This window comes from Bacterioplanes sp. CLAM21 (assembly GCF_059641015.1).
The window spans coordinates 2,805,873-2,823,283 of the sequence record NZ_CM184929.1 but is presented as its reverse complement, the minus strand read 5'-3'; the positions used below and the strand labels follow the sequence as shown (position 1 = coordinate 2,823,283).

Sequence of the window (17,411 nt, the reverse complement as noted above, 5' to 3'; positions counted from 1 at the left end):
TCAAGCGCCATCTAGCCATTGCAGTAACGCCGAATGTACCTGCACCTGGGTAAAGGGTTTGCCAATAAAGTCATTCATGCCGGCGTTGAGGCAATCCTGGCGTTCGCCTTCCCCGCTTAGGCCGGTTAGTGCAATGATGGGCGTATCCTGGTTAAGCGAGGCGCGGCGAATTTGTCGGGTGGCTTCAAAGCCATCCATGATGGGCATTTGGCAGTCCATTAAGATCACATCAAAGCTGCGCTCACGTGCCATCTCCAACGCATGCAAACCATTGTCTGCCAACTCTGCTTTTACCCCCAGGTTTTTAAGGAAGCGCTGGCACAACATGCGACTGATGGTGTTGTCCTCGGCTACCAGAGCCGTGGTTTGACGCTGTACTTGGGAGGGTTGGCTGCAGCGTTTTGCCAGTGCCAATAATAGCTGCGCGGCGGTCCATTGGCGGCCCAGTTCGGCTAGCTGTTGGCCGATCACGACGGTGCGGGAGTGCTGTGCATGAGATAAATCATCGCTGATGATTAAGCGGCTAGGATCGGGCTCATGGCAGCGGTTATGGGGCAGTTGCCATTGCTGCAGCAATGTTTTTACTTTATTGCGCTGGCCACTATCAGCAATCATTAACCCTATGGGCTGATGGCAGCCCGACTGCACTTGCTGCAGTACCTGGCTTTGTTGATGACAGGGCAGGTGCCAGGTCAGTCGTACGCTGTGATCACACTCCAGCTGCAGAGAGCCGCCATGCGACTCAAGCAGTTGTCGATAAACGCTCAGACCTGGCATTAAGCCTTGCTCGGTCGTCATCACATCTTGTTCCAATGCCAGAGTAACTTGCTGTTGCAGCTCAAAGGGCTCACTTTGAAGCTCAAACGCCAGCTGGCAACGATTTTCAATAGCTTTAACCTCTGCTTGCAAGGTGAGTGCGGGTGCGCCGCTGGCATTTAGGCAGTGAGCTACTCCGATCAGTACGCTGGCGTGCAAGGGCTCGGCAATGAGTAGCACCTGATCGGATGCTTGAAGCTGTGTAATGGCCAAGGGATACAAGCCTTGGTGTGTCAGTGAGTGCTCTATCCAGCTGTGCAATACAATTTCTTGGTCGGCGTCTGCGCTGAGCGTCAGACTTTTTTCTAGCCAACGAACGTGCTGTAACAAGGCGCGCGCGGTTGCCACGTCGTGGTGTTGATCGCTAGCGAGTTGTTGCCAGGTGGCATCAATGAATTGCTGGCGCGCAGATTGAACGGCACCGTGCAAATGTGCTGTGTTGCTGACCTGATGCTGACTGGCTTCCTGCAGTGCTTGACTGCGCCGACTGACCAATTGCTCTAGCTTGGCGGAGTATTCCGCCACTTGTGCTTCGGCTTGCTGCTGCTGTTGGATGTGTTGTGTTAGTGCTTCTAATAAGTGGTAAAACGCGCGGCTTAGCTGGCCCAGTTCATCCTCGCGCTGACTTTGGAATTGTTGCAGCGTCTGCTGGTCAATGTGGTGATCGTCAATGGACTTGGCTTTTTTGGTGAGTCGGCGCAACGGGCGACTGATGAGTCTGTGGTGGCTGAGGTAAATAAAGCCGGTAACCAGCAGGCATAACAGCAGTGTGTATGCCGTGGCGTGAATGATGGCTTGGCGAAACTCTTCTATAAAGGGGCAAGGGTCCGAGCGTAGGATAACTTTGCCAACGGCCGTCGCTCGGTGAAACAGGTCGGCAATATGAATGTCCTGAACATCAAATATGGCGTATTCGATGGCACTGATTTGGCAGCTCTGGTGGCGGTATGCATGTGCCAGCTCGCCACCAGTGCTATCGATGACAGACACTCTGAGTACACTGGGGTGTTTGATTAATCCGTCGCTGAGTTGCTGATTGAGACGGTCGTTATAGTTAAAGGTGGCTAATGTGAAAGCGGGAATATTGCTCTGCAACAGTAGCTCGGGGGTTTGTTGCAGTTGCTGTCGTAACGCTTTAGCGGTACTGGCTAGGCTAAAAGCGCCCAAACAGAGTGCAATAAAAAGCAGTAGGGCGCTGACTTGCAAGGCTGTGCGCTGGGCTAGTTTTCGATTAATACGGCGGAGCATAACGGCAGACTGTCCGTAATAGCCAGGGAGGCCTTGATAGGGTATGCATCATCGTATCCAACCCGTCCGCTGCTGTCGATCTGGGCGCTGAAATAGCCTGTTGATTAAAAGTGCTTTTTTTTCCAAGCTTCTTCGTTTTCGGCCATCTCCTGGGTGCCTGCTTCTAACCGCGAGGGGGTGTCTTCGGGGGCCAGTTCCGCGATTGCTGCTTTGACGTCGGCCTGCAATGCCTCCAGGGCTTTGTTCAATGTCGCTATTTCATCACTGCTGGCCTGCAGCAGTGCTTTCGCTTTATCGACGAAGCGGGTGGCTCGAGAAGGGCTGTTCATGGCCAAAGCGGCGCGCGCTTTGCTTTCGTAAACGCCATAACACACCTTAAGGTTTAGCGTGCGGGCCTCTTTGGCGATGGCGGAAGCCGTGTTTTTGTCAATCTGGCCACGTTGATAGGCCTGTCTCACTAATGTGCCTAGGTGCCGTGTTTGCTCACTAAAACGCTGTGCTTGTTTGCTGTCTTTGGGCAAAGGTGGTGGTGTTTTGCTGGGAGCTTGGTCAGCGACTTGCTGTGCTAAATTGACGGCGCGCTTAACCAATTGAGTGCTTTTTACGCCAAGCAGTGACAGTTGTTGCTGCATCGAGAGTATCTGTTGTGCCAGTAACTGCTTGGCGTTGCTACTCAAATACGCCGTTAAGGTCGACAAGACCTCGGCGTATTTGCTGATGTCATCGGTTAATAGAATGGCTTGCCGGGCACGCTCTAGGCGTTTTTGCTCGCGCAGGCGCAGAAACCCCATGGCGCCAACGCCAGCCAATGCGACGATAGTGACAATGATCACCAAGCCCAGTGTGGACATAGGTTGCGTCAATCCTTGCAATCTCCATGATATGGCACAAGTGTAGCTGTGCTGGCTGCAAACGCTTGCAATAGGCTAGGCCTGGCCTGTTAGAACGTAGGTCTTATGTTTTTAGAAAGTTATGATAAAAAAGTTATAAAAAAGAGTTGACGACCCTGAGCTTCACCCCTAGAATGCGCGCTCCTTGATTGAGACGTCCCCATCGTCTAGAGGCCTAGGACACCGCCCTTTCACGGCGGTAACAGGGGTTCGAATCCCCTTGGGGATGCCATCTTCTTTGAAGATGCATTAAGTGCGGGAATAGCTCAGTTGGTAGAGCACAACCTTGCCAAGGTTGGGGTCGCGAGTTCGAATCTCGTTTCCCGCTCCAATTCAAATGTGAATTGGAGTAGCGCAAGCTAAGCGTCAGCAATCAGGAAAGCAGCACTAGGCGCTGCAATACGGTGTGTCCCCATCGTCTAGAGGCCTAGGACACCGCCCTTTCACGGCGGTAACAGGGGTTCGAATCCCCTTGGGGATGCCATTAGCGGGAATAGCTCAGTTGGTAGAGCACAACCTTGCCAAGGTTGGGGTCGCGAGTTCGAATCTCGTTTCCCGCTCCAGATTTAAAAAGCCGATTCAGAAATGAGTCGGCTTTTTCGTTTTTGGGGTTTGAGTTTATGCATGGGAATCAGCGACGTCGCGAGCTGGAGCGCCAGCCCGATCGGTCTCGTTTCCCACTCCAAATTTAGAAGCCCAATCAAGCAATTGACTGGGCTTTTTTATTGGTTGCGGAGTTGGTCGGTATCTTACCTGTACCGACCCTTCGGGCTCGCTACGCTCTCGCAAAAATGTTCCCGGCTATGGTGTCGGTATCTTACCTGTACCGACCCTTTAGGATCGCTGCGCTCTCGCAAAAATGCTTCCGACTATGGTGTCGGTATCTTACCTGTACCGACCCTTTGGGCTCGCTACGCTCTCGCAAAGATGTTCCCGGCTATGGTGTCGATATCGTCCAGATACCGACCCTTCGGGCTCGCTACGCTCTCGCAAAAATGTTCCCGACATTTTTGTCCCGCTCCGGATTCTAATAGTCGATTCAGAAATGAGTCGGCTTTTTTTGCATCTGAGCTTTTTGTTGGTTGCGAGTTTGGCGGCTATTTTCCTGCGGAAAAAGCTGTCGATATTTGTGGCGTGTCAGATGTTGAAGTCGCTAAGTCATCAGCCAATGATTTCGTTATGCTGCTTGGGCTGATTTCTGGTTGTTTGGAGTTCGTTGTGGGTTGTGAGATAAAAGGGCGCTACGTTGCCCGTTGTTCAGTCAGAACTTTCCAGCGAGTGAAACTTTTTTAAAAAAAAGTGTTGCAAATCAAATAGATGAGGGTATCATGCACGGCATCTAAGCGATGCGTCCCCATCGTCTAGAGGCCTAGGACACCGCCCTTTCACGGCGGTAACAGGGGTTCGAATCCCCTTGGGGATGCCATTAGCGGGAATAGCTCAGTTGGTAGAGCACAACCTTGCCAAGGTTGGGGTCGCGAGTTCGAATCTCGTTTCCCGCTCCAGATTTAAAAAGCCGATTCAGAAATGAGTCGGCTTTTTTCGTTTCTGGGGTTTGAGTTTATGTTTGGGAATCAGTGACGTCGCAAGCTGGGGCGCCAGCCCGGTGGCTAGCTGCCCGGTCGATCTTGTTACACATTACCGGTTCTCAGTTAACTGACAGGATTGGGGGTGTTTGCAGATTAAGTATCTAGCCGATTGCGATTATGAATCGGTGCCTAGAGGCGATAACTGCAACAGTCTGGTGTGGTGGCGTGGCTGGTGTTGCCACGCGTCATTCGCTATCCTGCCTCGCCACTCAGCCAGCAAAGATATTTTGCTTCGCAATGTGGCGATCAAATGTTTGGCCAGCCGCTAGGGCTTCGGCTTCCTGCTCATCCAGTTGTTGAAAGCGCTCTATCTCTTCATCGGTCAGGGTGTGCAGGCAACTGCCGCCGAAAAACCAGAATAGGTCTCGCTCAATGGCAGGTACCAGTTGAGGTTGGTGAGTGGCTAGATGGCTAAGCCAGTCCTGGCCTTGCTCATAGACGTCGGGTAGTTGCTGTTCCATCGCCTGAATCATGCTGTCCAGGGTGGCGATGGTCTCTGGGGTAATGGCTTCGCTGGCTTTTAGCAGTCGCTGTTGCAGCTGCTTGAGCAGTTGCAAGTGGTAAGCTGATCGCGGATTTAACAGATTCGACATGGGTGTAACAATGACTCCGGCTTTACAGGTAAACGCGTTACGAAAGGTCTATGCCAATGGCTTCGAAGCATTGAAGTCCATTGATCTGACGGTGGAGCAGGGCGACTTTTTCGCCTTGCTGGGTCCCAACGGGGCCGGTAAATCGACCACATTAGGTATTGTATCGGGTCTGGTACAAAAAACATCCGGTTCTGCTTCCATTATGGGGTTTGATGTTAATCGTCAGTTGTTCGAAGCAAGGCGGCGACTGGGTGTGGTGCCGCAAGAATTTAACTTTAATCAGTTCGAAAAGGTGCAGGACATAGTGGTCACCCAGGCCGGCTATTTTGGTCTGCGTACACAAGAGGCCCTTGGGCGCACGCAAGAACTGTTACAGGCGCTGGATTTGTGGGATAAGCGCGATCAGCCTGCGCGTATGTTATCGGGTGGTATGAAGCGGCGTTTAATGATCGCGCGGGCGCTGGTGCATAAGCCCGATGTATTGATTCTGGATGAGCCCACGGCGGGGGTGGATATCGAACTGCGCCGCTCTATGTGGCGTTTTATGCAGCAGTTGAATAATGAAGGGGTGACCATAGTGTTGACCACCCATTATTTGGAAGAAGCTGAGCAGTTATGCCGCAATATTGCCATCATCAATCACGGTGACATTGTGCAGTGCACCAGCACACGAGCCTTGCTGTCGACCTTGCATACCGAAACCTTTGTGCTGGACTTGGCGGCTCCTTTGTCAGAAGTGCCGGCGCTTAACGGCTATGACGTGTGTCAGCCTTCAAGCGATAGCCTGGAAGTTACGGTAGAAAAAGGCCAAGACCTTAATGCCCTGTTTCAGGTGCTGACTGAGCACCAGGTGCTTGTTCGCAGCATGCGCACCAAATCGAACCGGTTGGAAGAGTTGTTTGTTCATCTGGTACAGGAGCCACAGCGATGAATCAATGGTCAGTGCAGCGCGTCGCGTTTAGCACCATAGTGGTGAAAGAAGTCAGACGCTTTATGCGCATCTGGCAGCAAACCTTGCTGCCGCCTGCCATCACCATGACACTGTATTTTGTGATTTTTGGCAATCTGATTGGCTCTCGCATTGGCGATATGGGCGGTGTCGATTACATGGCTTTTATTGTGCCTGGGCTGATTATGATGAGTGTCATCACCAATGCCTACGGCAATGTCGCATCGTCGTTTTTTAGTAATAAGTTTCAGCGCAGCGTTGAAGAAATGATGGTGGCACCGGTGCACCCGCTGACGATTTTGTCCGGTTTTGTCGCCGGCGGTGTGGTACGTGGCGTGCTGGTGGGCATCATAGTAACGCTGCTGTCGCTGTGGTTTACCGATCTCAATGTGCACAATGCTTGGGTGGTGGTGTCCGTCATCTTATTGTCGGCCATTGTGTTTTCACTCGGTGGTTTTATTAATGCCATCTTTGCCACCAAGTTTGATGATATCTCCATTATCCCGACCTTTGTGATTACTCCGCTGACCTATCTGGGCGGTGTTTTTTATTCAATTAACCTGCTGCCTGAGTTCTGGCAGATGGTGTCGGCATTAAATCCGATTCTCTACCTGGTCAACGCCTTTCGCTATGGTGTGCTAGGGGTGTCGGATGTTGATATTATTCACGCTTACTTAATGTTGCTGGCCTTTATCGCGGTGCTGACCAGCGTCAGTGTTTGGTTGATTCGTCGCGGTGTTGGTATGCGGCAATAAATGGATAAGTTGGAGAAAAGAATGGCTTCGGTGCACAGTGATAACAACCCGCTTGGGCAGTCGTCTGAATATAAGGATCAGTACGATCCCACACTCTTGTATCCTATCGACCGCCAGGAAAGCTGGAAAGCGATGGGGCAAGATCGTAACCAGGCGGCATTTCATGGCGTCGATATCTGGAATGCTTATGAGGTGTCTTGGCTGAATGGTCGGGGCAAGCCTGTGGTGGCGATGGCGGAGTTTCGTATACCGGCTACTAGTCCGTTTTTAATTGAATCTAAGTCATTCAAGTTGTATCTCAACTCATTTAATCAAACTCGTTTTGAGCAGGCCGAGGTGGTGTTGGAATGTATGCAACGAGACCTAAGCAAAGCGGCTGGCGAGCCGGTTGCAGTTACCTTGCTGGATATTGAGCACAGCTTCGAGGCACCGCCTCAGGCGCGCTGTATTGATGAGCTCGACATCGAAGTCAGCCAATATCAGCCCGATGCCAGTTTGTTACAGTTAGCAGAAGGGCAGTTTGATGGATGGTTGTGCAGTCATCTGTTGAAGTCTAATTGCCCAGTAACGGGTCAGCCGGATTGGGGCAGTGTGTATATTCATTATCGTGGCCAGCGCATCGATGAAGAAGCCTTGCTGCGTTACATCATTTCGCTGCGCCAGCATCAGGATTTTCACGAGCAGTGCGTGGAACGCACCTACCTAGATTTAATGCAGGCCTGTCAGCCCGAATCTTTAACCGTCTATGCGCGTTACGTACGCCGTGGCGGCTTGGACATCAATCCAATGCGCAGCAGCGACGCCAGTGTCGAAGCGATCAACTTTCGCTTAGCGCGCCAGTAGCCTTTATCGAGTAAATCTTGGTGCGATTGATGGCGGCGGAGCTCTGTCTCTGCCGCTGAGCGATAAGATTAAGCGTCGACTTGTTTGCGCAGTTTGCGGGCAGCACGTTCCAGTGCCGCAGCCACTTTTTCTCGCTCGTGGTCTTTGACCTTATCGGATTCCAGATACAGCGAAAATCCTTCGGTATCGTGATTGATAAAGCTGGGGTTGGCGCCTAGGTCACGGCGGTAGTCGACCACCTGGTACAGAGGCACAGGATCTCTAAAGCCTTTTACCTGGGCTGTGCCGCGAGTGCGGCAAATAATCTTGTCTTTGATCAGTGCGTAGGTTTCGTGGGAAATCAGAATTTCTCCCGCTTCAGCTTCGCTTTCCAGGCGAGCGGCTAGGTTCACCTCTTTGCCGATAATGGTGTAATCCATACGGTTTTCGGTGCCGAAATTGCCTACTGTGACGTAACCGGTATTGATGCCCATGCGTATTTGCAGCGGTGCGGTCATGCCGTGCTCTGCCCACTGCTTGCGCAGTTTGAGCATATGGCGGCGCATTTCAATGGACATGGCAACACAGGCCAAAGCGTCGCGCTTGGTGCCTTTGGTGCGTGGGTCGCCAAAGAAGATCATGATGCCGTCGCCAATAAACTTGTCGATGGTGCCGCCGTATTTCAACGCGATGCGCGACATATCGGTCAGATAGGTATTCAGTAACTCGGTAAAGGCTTCCGCCTCCATTTGCTCAGATAAGCTGGTGAAACCAACGATATCGGAGAAGAACACCACCAACTTTTTGCGTTGGGTCTCCAGCTTAACCTGGCGCTTGCCCGAGAAAATCGACTCCCAGATCTGCGGCGCCACGTATTTGGATACTTGATGGGAGAGGGCTTGAAAGCGCGACACCTGGCCCTGGAACTTGCGTTTTAAGTGGATCAGGTCACGAGCCTGACGATTACTGTTAAAGCCTGAAATCGCCAAGTGGATGCCGACACCAATCGCGGCGGTCATAAACACCACGTCGGGAACTCGCGGCGGCATACTGTAGCCAAACACCAGGTAACCAATGGCGGCACCCGATACCAGCGAGATTATGCAAAATGCCCAGGCGGTAAAACTACCAACGATAATAAAACTGGTATTGATCATGATCAAAAACAGCATCACCAGCGGCATAGGGAGCTGCATGTAGGATAAAAACAAACCGCACAGCAGTGCATCACCGTGGATCAAAAGTTGACGCGTGGTGTAGCCTCTACGGCGCTTAAACGGGCGGCTGATCAGATAAACGATGTGTGGATACAGCAAGCAAATCAGCATCACCAGCAGTGCACTGGCAGCAAAATATCCTTCAATAAAACCGGCCACTGCCGTTGCGGCAGCGACGCCATAGCCCAGTACGCGGGCCATATAGTCTTGCTTGGGCAACGTTGATTCGCTGAACTGAGCTTCGTCAGCCTGACTGGTCATGTACGCATTCCACGGTTGTTGTCGTTATGGTCGAAAGGCGTTATCGCCGCAAAACCACTCTGTATACCGGGATTACCGGTTGTCAGCAAGCTTTGGCGTCAGGCAAACATTATGAAGTTGAGAATGCAAGCCGTTCGCCTCAGGTTTTGTTGTTAGCCGACAGTCTTTAAAATAGCTCACTCACTCGTTTGCTGGAACTGAATTGATGAATGCCATTGATGTATTGACCCAACGCGTTTCCGCCCCGCAACTGACTGGGCCGGATGTCACTGCAGAGCAGATTGAAATCTTGCTGCAGGCAGCCTTGCGGGCAGCGGATCATGCCTGGCTACGCCCCAGTCGTTATCTGTTGATTCGTGGTGAGCGGCGCAGCGAGTTAAGCAACATATTCCTTCATGGCATCAAAGACTGGCAGAATTTGTCTGAAGAGAAGCAAACTAAGTTCGCCAACCTGTTAAATCGTGCCCCCTTGGTGATCGCCGCTGTGACCCAGGTCACTGAGCACGATAAGGTGCCGCGTGATGAGCAAATCTTGTCGACGGGTGCCGGTGTGCAAAACATGCTGAACGCCGCCTGGGCGTTGGGCTTGGGTGCGATCTGGCGCAGCGGCGATATGGTGAACAGCCTGGCCGTCAGAGAGGCATTGGGTCTTGGCAAGGACGACGTTTTGGTTGGTTTTGTCTATATCGGCCATGTGAACTGCCGCTTAAAGACCGCGCCGCAGTTGGATGTGGCCGAGTTTGCTAGCGATTGGCTTGGGAAATCTGAGTAAAAACAACGAATTACCCAGCAATGCTTGACGCCTACCCAGCACATGCGTATAGTTCGCCGCCACTGATCAGCGCAGCATGCATGCTGTGAACTGACTTTAGGTGAGGTGTCCGAGTGGTCGAAGGAGCACGCCTGGAAAGCGTGTATACCGAAAGGTATCGAGGGTTCGAATCCCTCCCTCACCGCCACTGATTCAAGAAACCGCGTTTGCTATCGGCTGCGCGGTTTTTTTATGTACGCGATTTGGTGAAGTTAAAATCTCAGAGGCGATGTTGTCGCAAGGCGAACAGTTTCGAAGGAACGGAGTTTACCGGCGAGTAAATGAGCACCCTGAGAGGCTGTTCAACACCGCGACAACGAGAAAAAGAGATTTTAATGAGGGTAGGGTGAGAAGCCTCGTTGTTCGTACCGAGCGAAGCGATTAACACCACCCTGCCTGAGGTCGAAGGGGCATTTGCCCTCCCTTACTTCCCCACACCCCAAAACGCGATTAGCCTCTCGATAAACTCCCTCGTATCATGGCAGCCATTAATACACTGGTTGGGGAATTTTGTGCGTATTCGTCCTGCTCAAATAGAAGATATTGATGCTATAGCAAATCTGCATGCCAACAGTTGGCGCATTGCCTATCGCGGCATCTTGTCCGATGAATTCCTAGATAACCAAGTATCTGCTGATAGATTAAAGGCCTGGCAGGAAAAGTTTAACTGCGCAAAAAACAATCAGAAAATATGGGTGACGGAAGAAGGCGACGACTTGGCTGGCTTTATCTGCATTTATGGAGATGAGCACGAAACTCTGGGCACTTTCATCGATAACTTGCACGTCGCAGCGGCTTACCAAGGTCAGGGCATTGGCCGACAGTTAATGCACACCGTGGCAGAGTGGGTTAATCAGAACTGCGCGAGTAAAGGGCTGTATCTTGAGGTACTGGCGGATAACCAGCAGGCGCAGAGGTTTTATCAGGGCTTGGCGGGCAAACCGGTCAAAAGCCAATGGTGGCAGCCGCCGGGCGATGGAGAAAAAGTCAAAGAGTGGTTGTATAGTTGGCGGCATGTCGAGGAATTGTCCCAAACTTATGCTTAGCGCTATAGAGAATGCCCACTCAATAACTTTATCGTTAGCTGCATCAAAGGGTCTCTTTTAAAAAAGGGACCTCTTATTGCGTAGGGCTTTCAGTTTTCTTTTTTTGCCCAAACAGTAGCTTGATGGCTCCCCAAATGCCTACAGCTGCAAATACCCAGAATTTTTTCAAAAATACCAGTAGCAAGGCAAAAAATCCTGTTTTAGCTAAGACCTTGCCTGCTACCAGGGCGCCTATACCGTATGCTGCAACTTTATCGACGTCAGGGTTAAAGTCACTGTAGCGATTCCCGTCATTGAAGCTTGTCATGGCCAAGACGGGTTCGAGGTTGGCATTGATTTCGTCGAGTTGTGCCATGCCAGCAACGAAATTGAGCTCTAGAACTCCTTGGCGGCCTAGTACGCGGATGCTGTAGTTCAGGGTATGTGTGTCCATGCCCTCAAATGCCAGCTCTTTGGCCCAATGCAGTTTTTTTTCCTCTGCGTCGTAGTAGGGTGTGGCTGCCCAGCCAATCAGTTCAATACCCTCATAACCTGCTTTTTTACGAGCGGCACTCGATGTTCGAGTATCTTTCTTCATCTGTTTCAGCATCTCATCGTAATCGATACCAGCGGCGTCTTCATCTGACACGTAACCTTCTTCGCGATAGTCAATAGTAACCGCCCAGCCGGCCGCTTCTAACGGTGAATACTCTGATGGCAGAATCATGCCTAAACCAGGTTCGGATGGAGGATTCCCCCAAAGATCAACCAGTACTTTCTGACTATCTGAGGGTGCTAAATAGTAGAAATTGTCTGGAACAGATAATGTGGCTAAGCCATTGCCAAGGTCGACCTCACCATGAATAGGCGTTAGCGAGTCAATGACGTCTTGAATGTGCTGATAGGCAGCAATGTCTTCAGCGTTTAATTCTGTTTCCTGAGCAAACAGGTTTATAGATAGAACCAGCCCTAAGGCCATGGTGAGGATTTTCATAGTGGTCTCGAGAAAATGAGGTCAAATTACGTAACAAGCAAAAAGGGGGCTAGTTACGTGAGGGGGCGCGATTGTATGAAAATCGACCAGTTTTGGCAATGTGCAGCAGTAAGCTCTGGAGCGAAAATGATTGCAGGGTAGGCATGACACCATGCTGTGTAGGGTAGCTGGTGCCCGCCTGTTTGTTAGGGCAACAACTCAACTACCGCTTGCCAGGGCACCAGTTTGAAATTTTGACGCTGCTTTGGCAGTAAATTACGCCCATCTTGCACCACCATCAGGCCTTGCTCATAGCCAGGCCCAAGATTGGCGCTGGTGACGGTTAAGCCGTCGGTTTCTGATGCACCATCGATATTGTTGTCGAGATTCATGCCAATACGAAAGCGCGTTAGCGGCTGGTAAGGCGGCTTGGCACTGTAGAGCACAAAGCTATCGTTGCCCTGGCTAGAGACCAGTAAATAGGCGTTTTGGCCGTTGTCGTACACTTCCATGCCTTCAATATCGGCGTGCAGCCAGCCATCGTTAACACGGCCGATGACGGTCAGCTTATCGCTGCCGCTGGGCTCTGCGTCCATGACGTATAACGCTGTATTTTCTTCTGCCAAAAATAATTGTCGACGAACGTCGTCGCCGCTGCAGCCTTCTGGTTGAGAGGCTAGGGCAAATTCACGCACCTTGCTGGCGTGCCAGCCTTGCTCACTGTCACGGATGTGCCACTGCTGGTAACGGCCGTCTTCGTCATTAATAAAAACGTACATCGCGTTATGGTTGCCGCGATACATGCACAGTCCGTATACGTTATCTAAATCCGTGGTAATTTCGCTAACGAGTGAAACCTCACCACTGTGTGGCTGAATGGAAAATAACGCGATGGCGGCATGATCACGCTGACTGGCGGCGGCAATATCCATCGCCTGGCCTTGTAAGGTAAAACCAGACCGTAGGTCGACATTATTGACGCGTCCAACGGCGAGCTGCTGGATGGTTTTGCCCTGTAAATCGTAGACCCACAAACCATATTGTTTGTCGGTGGCTAAAATGCGGCTGTCTTGTTGACGAGAGGGATGTACCCAGATCGCCGGGTCATCGGCGGCATCGCCCATCGATGTGACAGGGTCAGTTTCAGCGCTGGGTTTAATTTCAACAATGCTAGTGCCAGCTGTTGCTGAGCTTGGTTTCGGTAGTTTAATGGCTTGCCAGCTGTGCGTATTTTCGTCCAATAGCAAAGCGTTTAAATGATTATCTGAACTCGCGATGGCTAAGCCGTCGGCGGCAAGGGTAGGAATGTACCACTGCTGTTGCAGTCGATCGTGATGAAAATGATACAGTTGATCGCCGCCTTTAGGTGCCATATAGATGTGCTCCTGGTAGCGGGCGAGCGGCCCAACCTGATGCAATGGCCCATGGGGCTGGACCATGGCGACAACTTGGCGACGAAGGTCACTTTCGGCTCGAGCATCATAGCGCCATAAACCGATCTGCTCTTCGGTCACATACAGAGCATTATTTTGATCATCCACCACACAAAACTCACTGGCGCCTGGCAATGGCAGGGTGCGCAGTAGTGTTATTTTTAGCTGATCCTGTTGGGGCTGTAATAGCACTTGTAGCGCTTGGTGATCCTCGGTTAATAAAAATGCCTGCAAACCTTGCTCTGGACCTGGCTGATACAAACACAAGCCTTCGATGGCAGTGTCGAGTGCGTTCGATGCCCTAATGCGCCATTGGTGCTGTTGTTGAATAAATACCAGTTGATGCTTGTGGTTGAGTGTCAGCCAGCTGGGTTGGCCGTTATGATGGCGTTGATCCAGGTATTCAGCAGAAATACTCGCGATTTTTTCTGTGTTGAAGCGGGTACTGTCGTCCCTGCTGATGCTAAGCCATTGGCCGTTATGGTGGCTGATATAGTCGCCAGATACTTCTGGTTGTGTGACTGGGATCAGCCTGTTACTGGCACAGGCTGTCAGCAATGCCATGGCAATGGCGGAGGATAACAATAGCTTGTTTAAATATTTCATAGTGTATTTGGCCTTAAGCGACCTTCCTCTAAATCGGTACAGTTAAAAATGGCTGTAACTTAGGCCGATGCGATACGTCGGGCCGTATTCTTCGTATTGGGCGTTGTAGCGCGACTGGTGTTGGTAGCTGTAGTAGGGCTCGTCACCAAGATTGGAAATATCAAAGCTGACTTTTAGCTGATCGTTAATGTTGTAGGCAGTGCTGGCATCAATTTGCATGTGTGCGCTTTGATAAACATCCCCCTGGCTAGACGTTAAATCTTCTACTTCTAGTAAGTAGTCGGACTTATAGTTACTGGCTAGGCGCAACATTAAGCCGTTCTTTTCATAGCCGATCACTAGATTGCCTGTCACATCCGATTGATTCGGAAGGTCTATGGTTCGACGACTGGATTCACCTTGCTGATAGCTAAGGATTTCAGCGTGGGAGTTGCTCCATGTGATATTTGCTGCGACTAAAAGCCCATCAAAGGGAGCGGGTAGATGACTCAGTTTTTGTGAATAGGCCAGCTCCAATCCTTTAATGCTGGCGGTATTGCCATTACGATAGCTGGCTACTTGGTCGTAACCCTGCCATCGCTCTGATGATCCAGCCAGGTCGGTTGCAAAAATAAAGTCGTCGATGTCTTTGTAAAAGAGTCCTGCTGATGCGGCGCCAGTCGAGTCCATGAAATGTTCAAGGCTCAAATCAATATTGCTGGCTTGCATGGCATTTAGCTGGGTGTTGCCCAGCTCGGCTTCGTCGCCTTTATCAACAAAGCTGGGTGACATTTGCTCAAATGTTGGCCTTACTACGGCGTTGCTCCAGGACATGCGCAGCTGGGTGTCGTTGTGCCATTCATAACGTAGGTGAAGCGATGGCAGATTATGGCTGTATCGCTGCTTATCTTTAAGCCTAGTCAGTTGTTCGTCTTGATTTAACTGGGTGCCGCTAAAATCCTGCTGTGTCTCTTCATAACGCAGGCCAGCTAATACCAGCCAATTGTTAATCTCGATGCGGCCCATGAGGTAGGCTGCATGAATTTGCTCGTCAATGTCGTAGCTGGCGACGCGGGAGGCTTGTTCATTATAAAAATCATCTTTATTTAACGCCGTTAGTATGGAACGTATGCCTGATTCGCTAATACCAGGGCCAAAACGTCCTAAGCTATAGTCAGGACTGGAGCTGGCATAATGACTGAGCAGCAGCTGCTCTGCACCGACACCATGTTCGCTGAAGTCCTGGAACAGGTATTGCTCAACGTCTTGGTTCTTTTCACGTTCAGTGGCTTTTATTCCAGCTTTTAATAAAACCGGAAAATGGCCGAAAAAAAGATCACGACTGATATCTAATTGAACGCTGTACTGTGAATCTTTTGCCAGTGATTCAGAGTATTCGATCTCATCCAACTGGTAGAAGTTAGCATCAATATAGCCAGAGCTGGTGATTAAACGAGGCTTGCGGCTATTGTAAAACCCCATGCCAGCCAAGTTTTGCTGGCTGAACACTGCACCATCGATGGAATTCGGCTCGTCTTCTTCGGCTTGGCTATAGGCTAAGGCATATTCGACTGTCCAGGCACCTAGATAATGTTCTCCGCCGAGGCTAGTGGCAACGATTCGTTGTGTTTCTTGGCGATCTTTTAATTCACGTTTAATCTCAGCCAGCCCAGTTTCTCCTGGGCGGCGGGCTTTGTTATCGAATTCAAACTGACCTGGCTCATCGTCGCGGCTAGTGAGTTCACCAAACTCAATGCTGTTGGCTAAACGCAGTTCGTCATCGCGAAACGAACTGTACAGTGAACGCCAGAAAAAATTGTGTTGGCTGTTCAGCTGGAAATCGATATTTAAAGCAGCGCCTAGGCGTTCACGTTCGATGCTGTAGTCACGTTGCTCAAGTTGCTGCAGGGCTGCGCTATTTTCTTCAAATACCCAGGCGGCACCGGTTTCAATATTGTCCGATCCAAATTTGTGCTGATCGTAAGAGAATGCACTGGCGATGCCGAGACGCCGATGTGCGCCCCACTCGAAGGTGTTGCCGCCGGTGATGGCATAGGCTGGGCTGGTTTGCTCGGTCATATCGTCGTAGCTGGCTTCACCTCTGAGGGTGTAAAAAAAACCATCACGATCTAAAGCCGATAGGCTTTCCACTTCAATGCTGCCGCCAATCGCATTGGCATCCATATCCGCTGTTAATACTTTGCTGACCACCAGAGAGCTAATGAGGTCGGCTGGCAGGACATCGAGGGCAACAGCGCGCCGGCCGGCCTGTGCTGCCGGCAACTGGGTGCCATTTACCGTCACCGAGTTTAACTCTGGGCTGATACCACGTACCCGTACAAAACGTCCCTCTCCCTGGTCGCGCTCAATGGAAATGCCAGGCATGCGTTGCAGCGCTTCGGCGGCATTGCTGTCTGGCAGTTGGCCGATGGCGTCAGCATTAATGACATTGACTAGGTTATCAGCGTAGCGCTGGCGATCTAATGCCCGTTGTAACTGAGCGGCCTGACCGATAACCAGCACTTGCTCCAGCCTGACATCCTCATTGAGCTGTATGTCGCTATAGGTGGTCTGTTCATTACTGATATTCACACGGTGTTGTTGCAGACGTTGCTGCCCCAATGAGACGGTCAGGGTATACACGCCCGCTGCCAGTCCGGGCAAACGAAAGCGCCCACCTTGGCCTACCAGGGTTTCTCGCTTGAGCTCTTCAATGCGAATGACGGCACCCTGATAGTGAGCAATACCATGCTCACTGATTAAGCGGCCCTCGAGAATGCCATCGGCAGCGGCTTCACTAGCTGCTATGGCCGCTGATAAGGCAGCCAGCATTGCCGTGAATTTACAGGGGAAGTGCATATACTAGAGTCCTCTTGCTGTCGAAAAATAGTGACGGGCGACGCTAGATAATTACTATGTCAGTTCTGTGACCCTTGCCAATGAATAAGCGTCAGTTCTGCGACCTCGGTGCCATGTTTGCGGGTTTATGAGCTTATTTGACCTCTACCTGGTTGCGGAATTATGTCGCTAAAGACGATGTTGCTGCGGCTCTGATAAGGCTGATGCTAATGGTTGTTTTCGGGTTCGTAGAGCAGGCTTACCTGTCTTAAATTGCTCCATTGTTGATGGTTATATTTGGTTAGTATCTGTGCTTTTTAAATAATATCGCGTATACAGCTGAGCTAATTTAACCCCTGGTACCACCAAGCCACGGTCATCCAAGGCTGCTAATAAGTCAGGCCATTCTCTGATAGATGCACAGAATATGCTTGATAAATTCCTGTGCTTGCCGCAAAGGCTTATATAGCCTGCTTGACTCTATCGCTACTGATCAGAGCAGTTTACTTTTCGATGGTATGTCGATTTCCTGCTTTCTATAAGCTTGCATATGCTATGTCTAAAGCACGGCCCGACAACCTGCGGGTGTTTGGAAGGAGGCTGTGG

12 protein-coding genes and 7 tRNA genes are annotated in these 17,411 nt (G+C 50.9%); 12 read left to right on the top strand and 7 right to left on the bottom strand.

Annotated features, from left to right (window positions below):
* Complete coding sequence (locus AC55FS_RS12850) at nt 1-2,064, bottom strand: response regulator (protein ID WP_496932652.1); 2,064 nt, start codon at nt 2,062-2,064, stop codon at nt 1-3.
* 104 nt (nt 2,065-2,168) lie between these two features.
* Nucleotides 2,169-2,915, bottom strand: a complete 747-nt coding sequence (locus tag AC55FS_RS12845) for a hypothetical protein (RefSeq protein WP_496932651.1) — start codon at nt 2,913-2,915, stop codon at nt 2,169-2,171.
* A gap of 195 nt (nt 2,916-3,110) precedes the next feature.
* Here AC55FS_RS12845 and AC55FS_RS12840 point away from each other — a divergent pair.
* The 6 genes from AC55FS_RS12840 (at nt 3,111) to AC55FS_RS12815 (ending at nt 4,459) form a co-directional block, all read left to right on the top strand.
* A tRNA-Glu gene (locus AC55FS_RS12840) sits at nt 3,111-3,186 on the top strand.
* A 23-nt stretch (nt 3,187-3,209) separates the two neighbouring features.
* Nucleotides 3,210-3,285 (top strand) — tRNA-Gly (locus AC55FS_RS12835).
* Between the two features lie 77 nt (nt 3,286-3,362).
* A tRNA-Glu gene (locus AC55FS_RS12830) sits at nt 3,363-3,438 on the top strand.
* A 3-nt stretch (nt 3,439-3,441) separates the two neighbouring features.
* Nucleotides 3,442-3,517 (top strand) — tRNA-Gly (locus AC55FS_RS12825).
* 787 nt (nt 3,518-4,304) lie between these two features.
* Nucleotides 4,305-4,380: transfer RNA gene (locus tag AC55FS_RS12820), tRNA-Glu, on the top strand.
* A 3-nt stretch (nt 4,381-4,383) separates the two neighbouring features.
* Nucleotides 4,384-4,459, top strand: a tRNA-Gly gene (locus AC55FS_RS12815).
* A 293-nt stretch (nt 4,460-4,752) separates the two neighbouring features.
* Here the strand turns inward: AC55FS_RS12815 and AC55FS_RS12810 are convergent.
* Nucleotides 4,753-5,136: a PA2817 family protein gene (locus AC55FS_RS12810; RefSeq protein ID WP_496932650.1), complete on the bottom strand. Its 384-nt coding sequence runs from the start codon at nt 5,134-5,136 to the stop codon at nt 4,753-4,755.
* A gap of 10 nt (nt 5,137-5,146) precedes the next feature.
* Between AC55FS_RS12810 and AC55FS_RS12805 the strand changes: the two genes are divergently transcribed.
* Genes AC55FS_RS12805 through queF form a run of 3 tightly spaced genes read left to right on the top strand, consistent with a single transcriptional unit; the run spans nt 5,147 to nt 7,683 of the window.
* Nucleotides 5,147-6,067, top strand: a complete 921-nt coding sequence (locus tag AC55FS_RS12805) for an ABC transporter ATP-binding protein (protein WP_496932649.1) — start codon at nt 5,147-5,149, stop codon at nt 6,065-6,067.
* Complete coding sequence (locus AC55FS_RS12800; RefSeq protein ID WP_496932647.1) at nt 6,064-6,840, top strand: ABC transporter permease; 777 nt, start codon at nt 6,064-6,066, stop codon at nt 6,838-6,840. Before AC55FS_RS12805 ends, AC55FS_RS12800 begins: the two co-directional genes overlap by 4 nt.
* Before the next feature lie 21 nt (nt 6,841-6,861).
* Nucleotides 6,862-7,683 carry an NADPH-dependent 7-cyano-7-deazaguanine reductase QueF gene (gene queF, locus AC55FS_RS12795; RefSeq protein ID WP_496932646.1) on the top strand — a complete coding sequence of 274 codons (822 nt, stop codon included), beginning with the start codon at nt 6,862-6,864 and terminating at the stop codon, nt 7,681-7,683.
* Nucleotides 7,684-7,751: 68 nt separating this feature from the next.
* Here queF and AC55FS_RS12790 read toward each other — a convergent pair whose 3' ends face one another.
* Entirely contained in the window at nt 7,752-9,140 is a 1,389-nt protein-coding gene (locus tag AC55FS_RS12790) for an adenylate/guanylate cyclase domain-containing protein (protein WP_496932645.1), read from the bottom strand.
* Between the two features lie 205 nt (nt 9,141-9,345).
* Between AC55FS_RS12790 and AC55FS_RS12785 the strand changes: the two genes are divergently transcribed.
* From AC55FS_RS12785 to AC55FS_RS12775, 3 genes are all read left to right on the top strand, one after another.
* Nucleotides 9,346-9,912 carry a nitroreductase family protein gene (locus AC55FS_RS12785; protein WP_496932644.1) on the top strand — a complete coding sequence of 189 codons (567 nt, stop codon included), beginning with the start codon at nt 9,346-9,348 and terminating at the stop codon, nt 9,910-9,912.
* Between the two features lie 99 nt (nt 9,913-10,011).
* Nucleotides 10,012-10,099 (top strand) — tRNA-Ser (locus tag AC55FS_RS12780).
* 364 nt (nt 10,100-10,463) lie between these two features.
* Nucleotides 10,464-10,997: a GNAT family N-acetyltransferase gene (locus AC55FS_RS12775; protein ID WP_496932643.1), complete on the top strand. Its 534-nt coding sequence runs from the start codon at nt 10,464-10,466 to the stop codon at nt 10,995-10,997.
* A gap of 73 nt (nt 10,998-11,070) precedes the next feature.
* Here the strand turns inward: AC55FS_RS12775 and AC55FS_RS12770 are convergent, their stop codons facing one another.
* The 3 genes from AC55FS_RS12770 to AC55FS_RS12760 form a co-directional block, all read right to left on the bottom strand.
* Nucleotides 11,071-11,970 carry a DUF2167 domain-containing protein gene (locus AC55FS_RS12770; protein ID WP_496932641.1) on the bottom strand — a complete coding sequence of 300 codons (900 nt, stop codon included), beginning with the start codon at nt 11,968-11,970 and terminating at the stop codon, nt 11,071-11,073.
* Nucleotides 11,971-12,155: 185 nt separating this feature from the next.
* On the bottom strand, nt 12,156-13,988 hold the full coding sequence (locus tag AC55FS_RS12765) for a phytase (protein ID WP_496932640.1): 1,833 nt from the start codon (nt 13,986-13,988) through the stop codon (nt 12,156-12,158).
* A gap of 42 nt (nt 13,989-14,030) precedes the next feature.
* Nucleotides 14,031-16,826 carry a TonB-dependent receptor gene (locus AC55FS_RS12760; RefSeq protein ID WP_496932639.1) on the bottom strand — a complete coding sequence of 932 codons (2,796 nt, stop codon included), beginning with the start codon at nt 16,824-16,826 and terminating at the stop codon, nt 14,031-14,033.
* Nucleotides 16,827-17,411: the final 585 nt, after the last annotated feature.

Bases quoted from the DNA above. Each gene is read 5' to 3' on its own strand.
- queF (WP_496932646.1), top strand. From the start codon at position 6,862: ATGGCTTCGGTGCACAGTGATAACAACCCGCTTGGGCAGTCGTCTGAA.
- AC55FS_RS12785 (WP_496932644.1), top strand. From the start codon at position 9,346: ATGAATGCCATTGATGTATTGACCCAACGCGTTTCCGCCCCGCAACTG.
- AC55FS_RS12850 (WP_496932652.1), bottom strand. From the start codon at position 2,064: ATGCTCCGCCGTATTAATCGAAAACTAGCCCAGCGCACAGCCTTGCAA.
- AC55FS_RS12770 (WP_496932641.1), bottom strand. From the start codon at position 11,970: ATGAAAATCCTCACCATGGCCTTAGGGCTGGTTCTATCTATAAACCTG.
- AC55FS_RS12790 (WP_496932645.1), bottom strand. From the start codon at position 9,140: ATGACCAGTCAGGCTGACGAAGCTCAGTTCAGCGAATCAACGTTGCCC.
- AC55FS_RS12760 (WP_496932639.1), bottom strand. From the start codon at position 16,826: ATGCACTTCCCCTGTAAATTCACGGCAATGCTGGCTGCCTTATCAGCG.
- AC55FS_RS12800 (WP_496932647.1), top strand. From the start codon at position 6,064: ATGAATCAATGGTCAGTGCAGCGCGTCGCGTTTAGCACCATAGTGGTG.
- AC55FS_RS12765 (WP_496932640.1), bottom strand. From the start codon at position 13,988: ATGAAATATTTAAACAAGCTATTGTTATCCTCCGCCATTGCCATGGCA.
- AC55FS_RS12805 (WP_496932649.1), top strand. From the start codon at position 5,147: ATGACTCCGGCTTTACAGGTAAACGCGTTACGAAAGGTCTATGCCAAT.
- AC55FS_RS12810 (WP_496932650.1), bottom strand. From the start codon at position 5,136: ATGTCGAATCTGTTAAATCCGCGATCAGCTTACCACTTGCAACTGCTC.
- AC55FS_RS12845 (WP_496932651.1), bottom strand. From the start codon at position 2,915: ATGTCCACACTGGGCTTGGTGATCATTGTCACTATCGTCGCATTGGCT.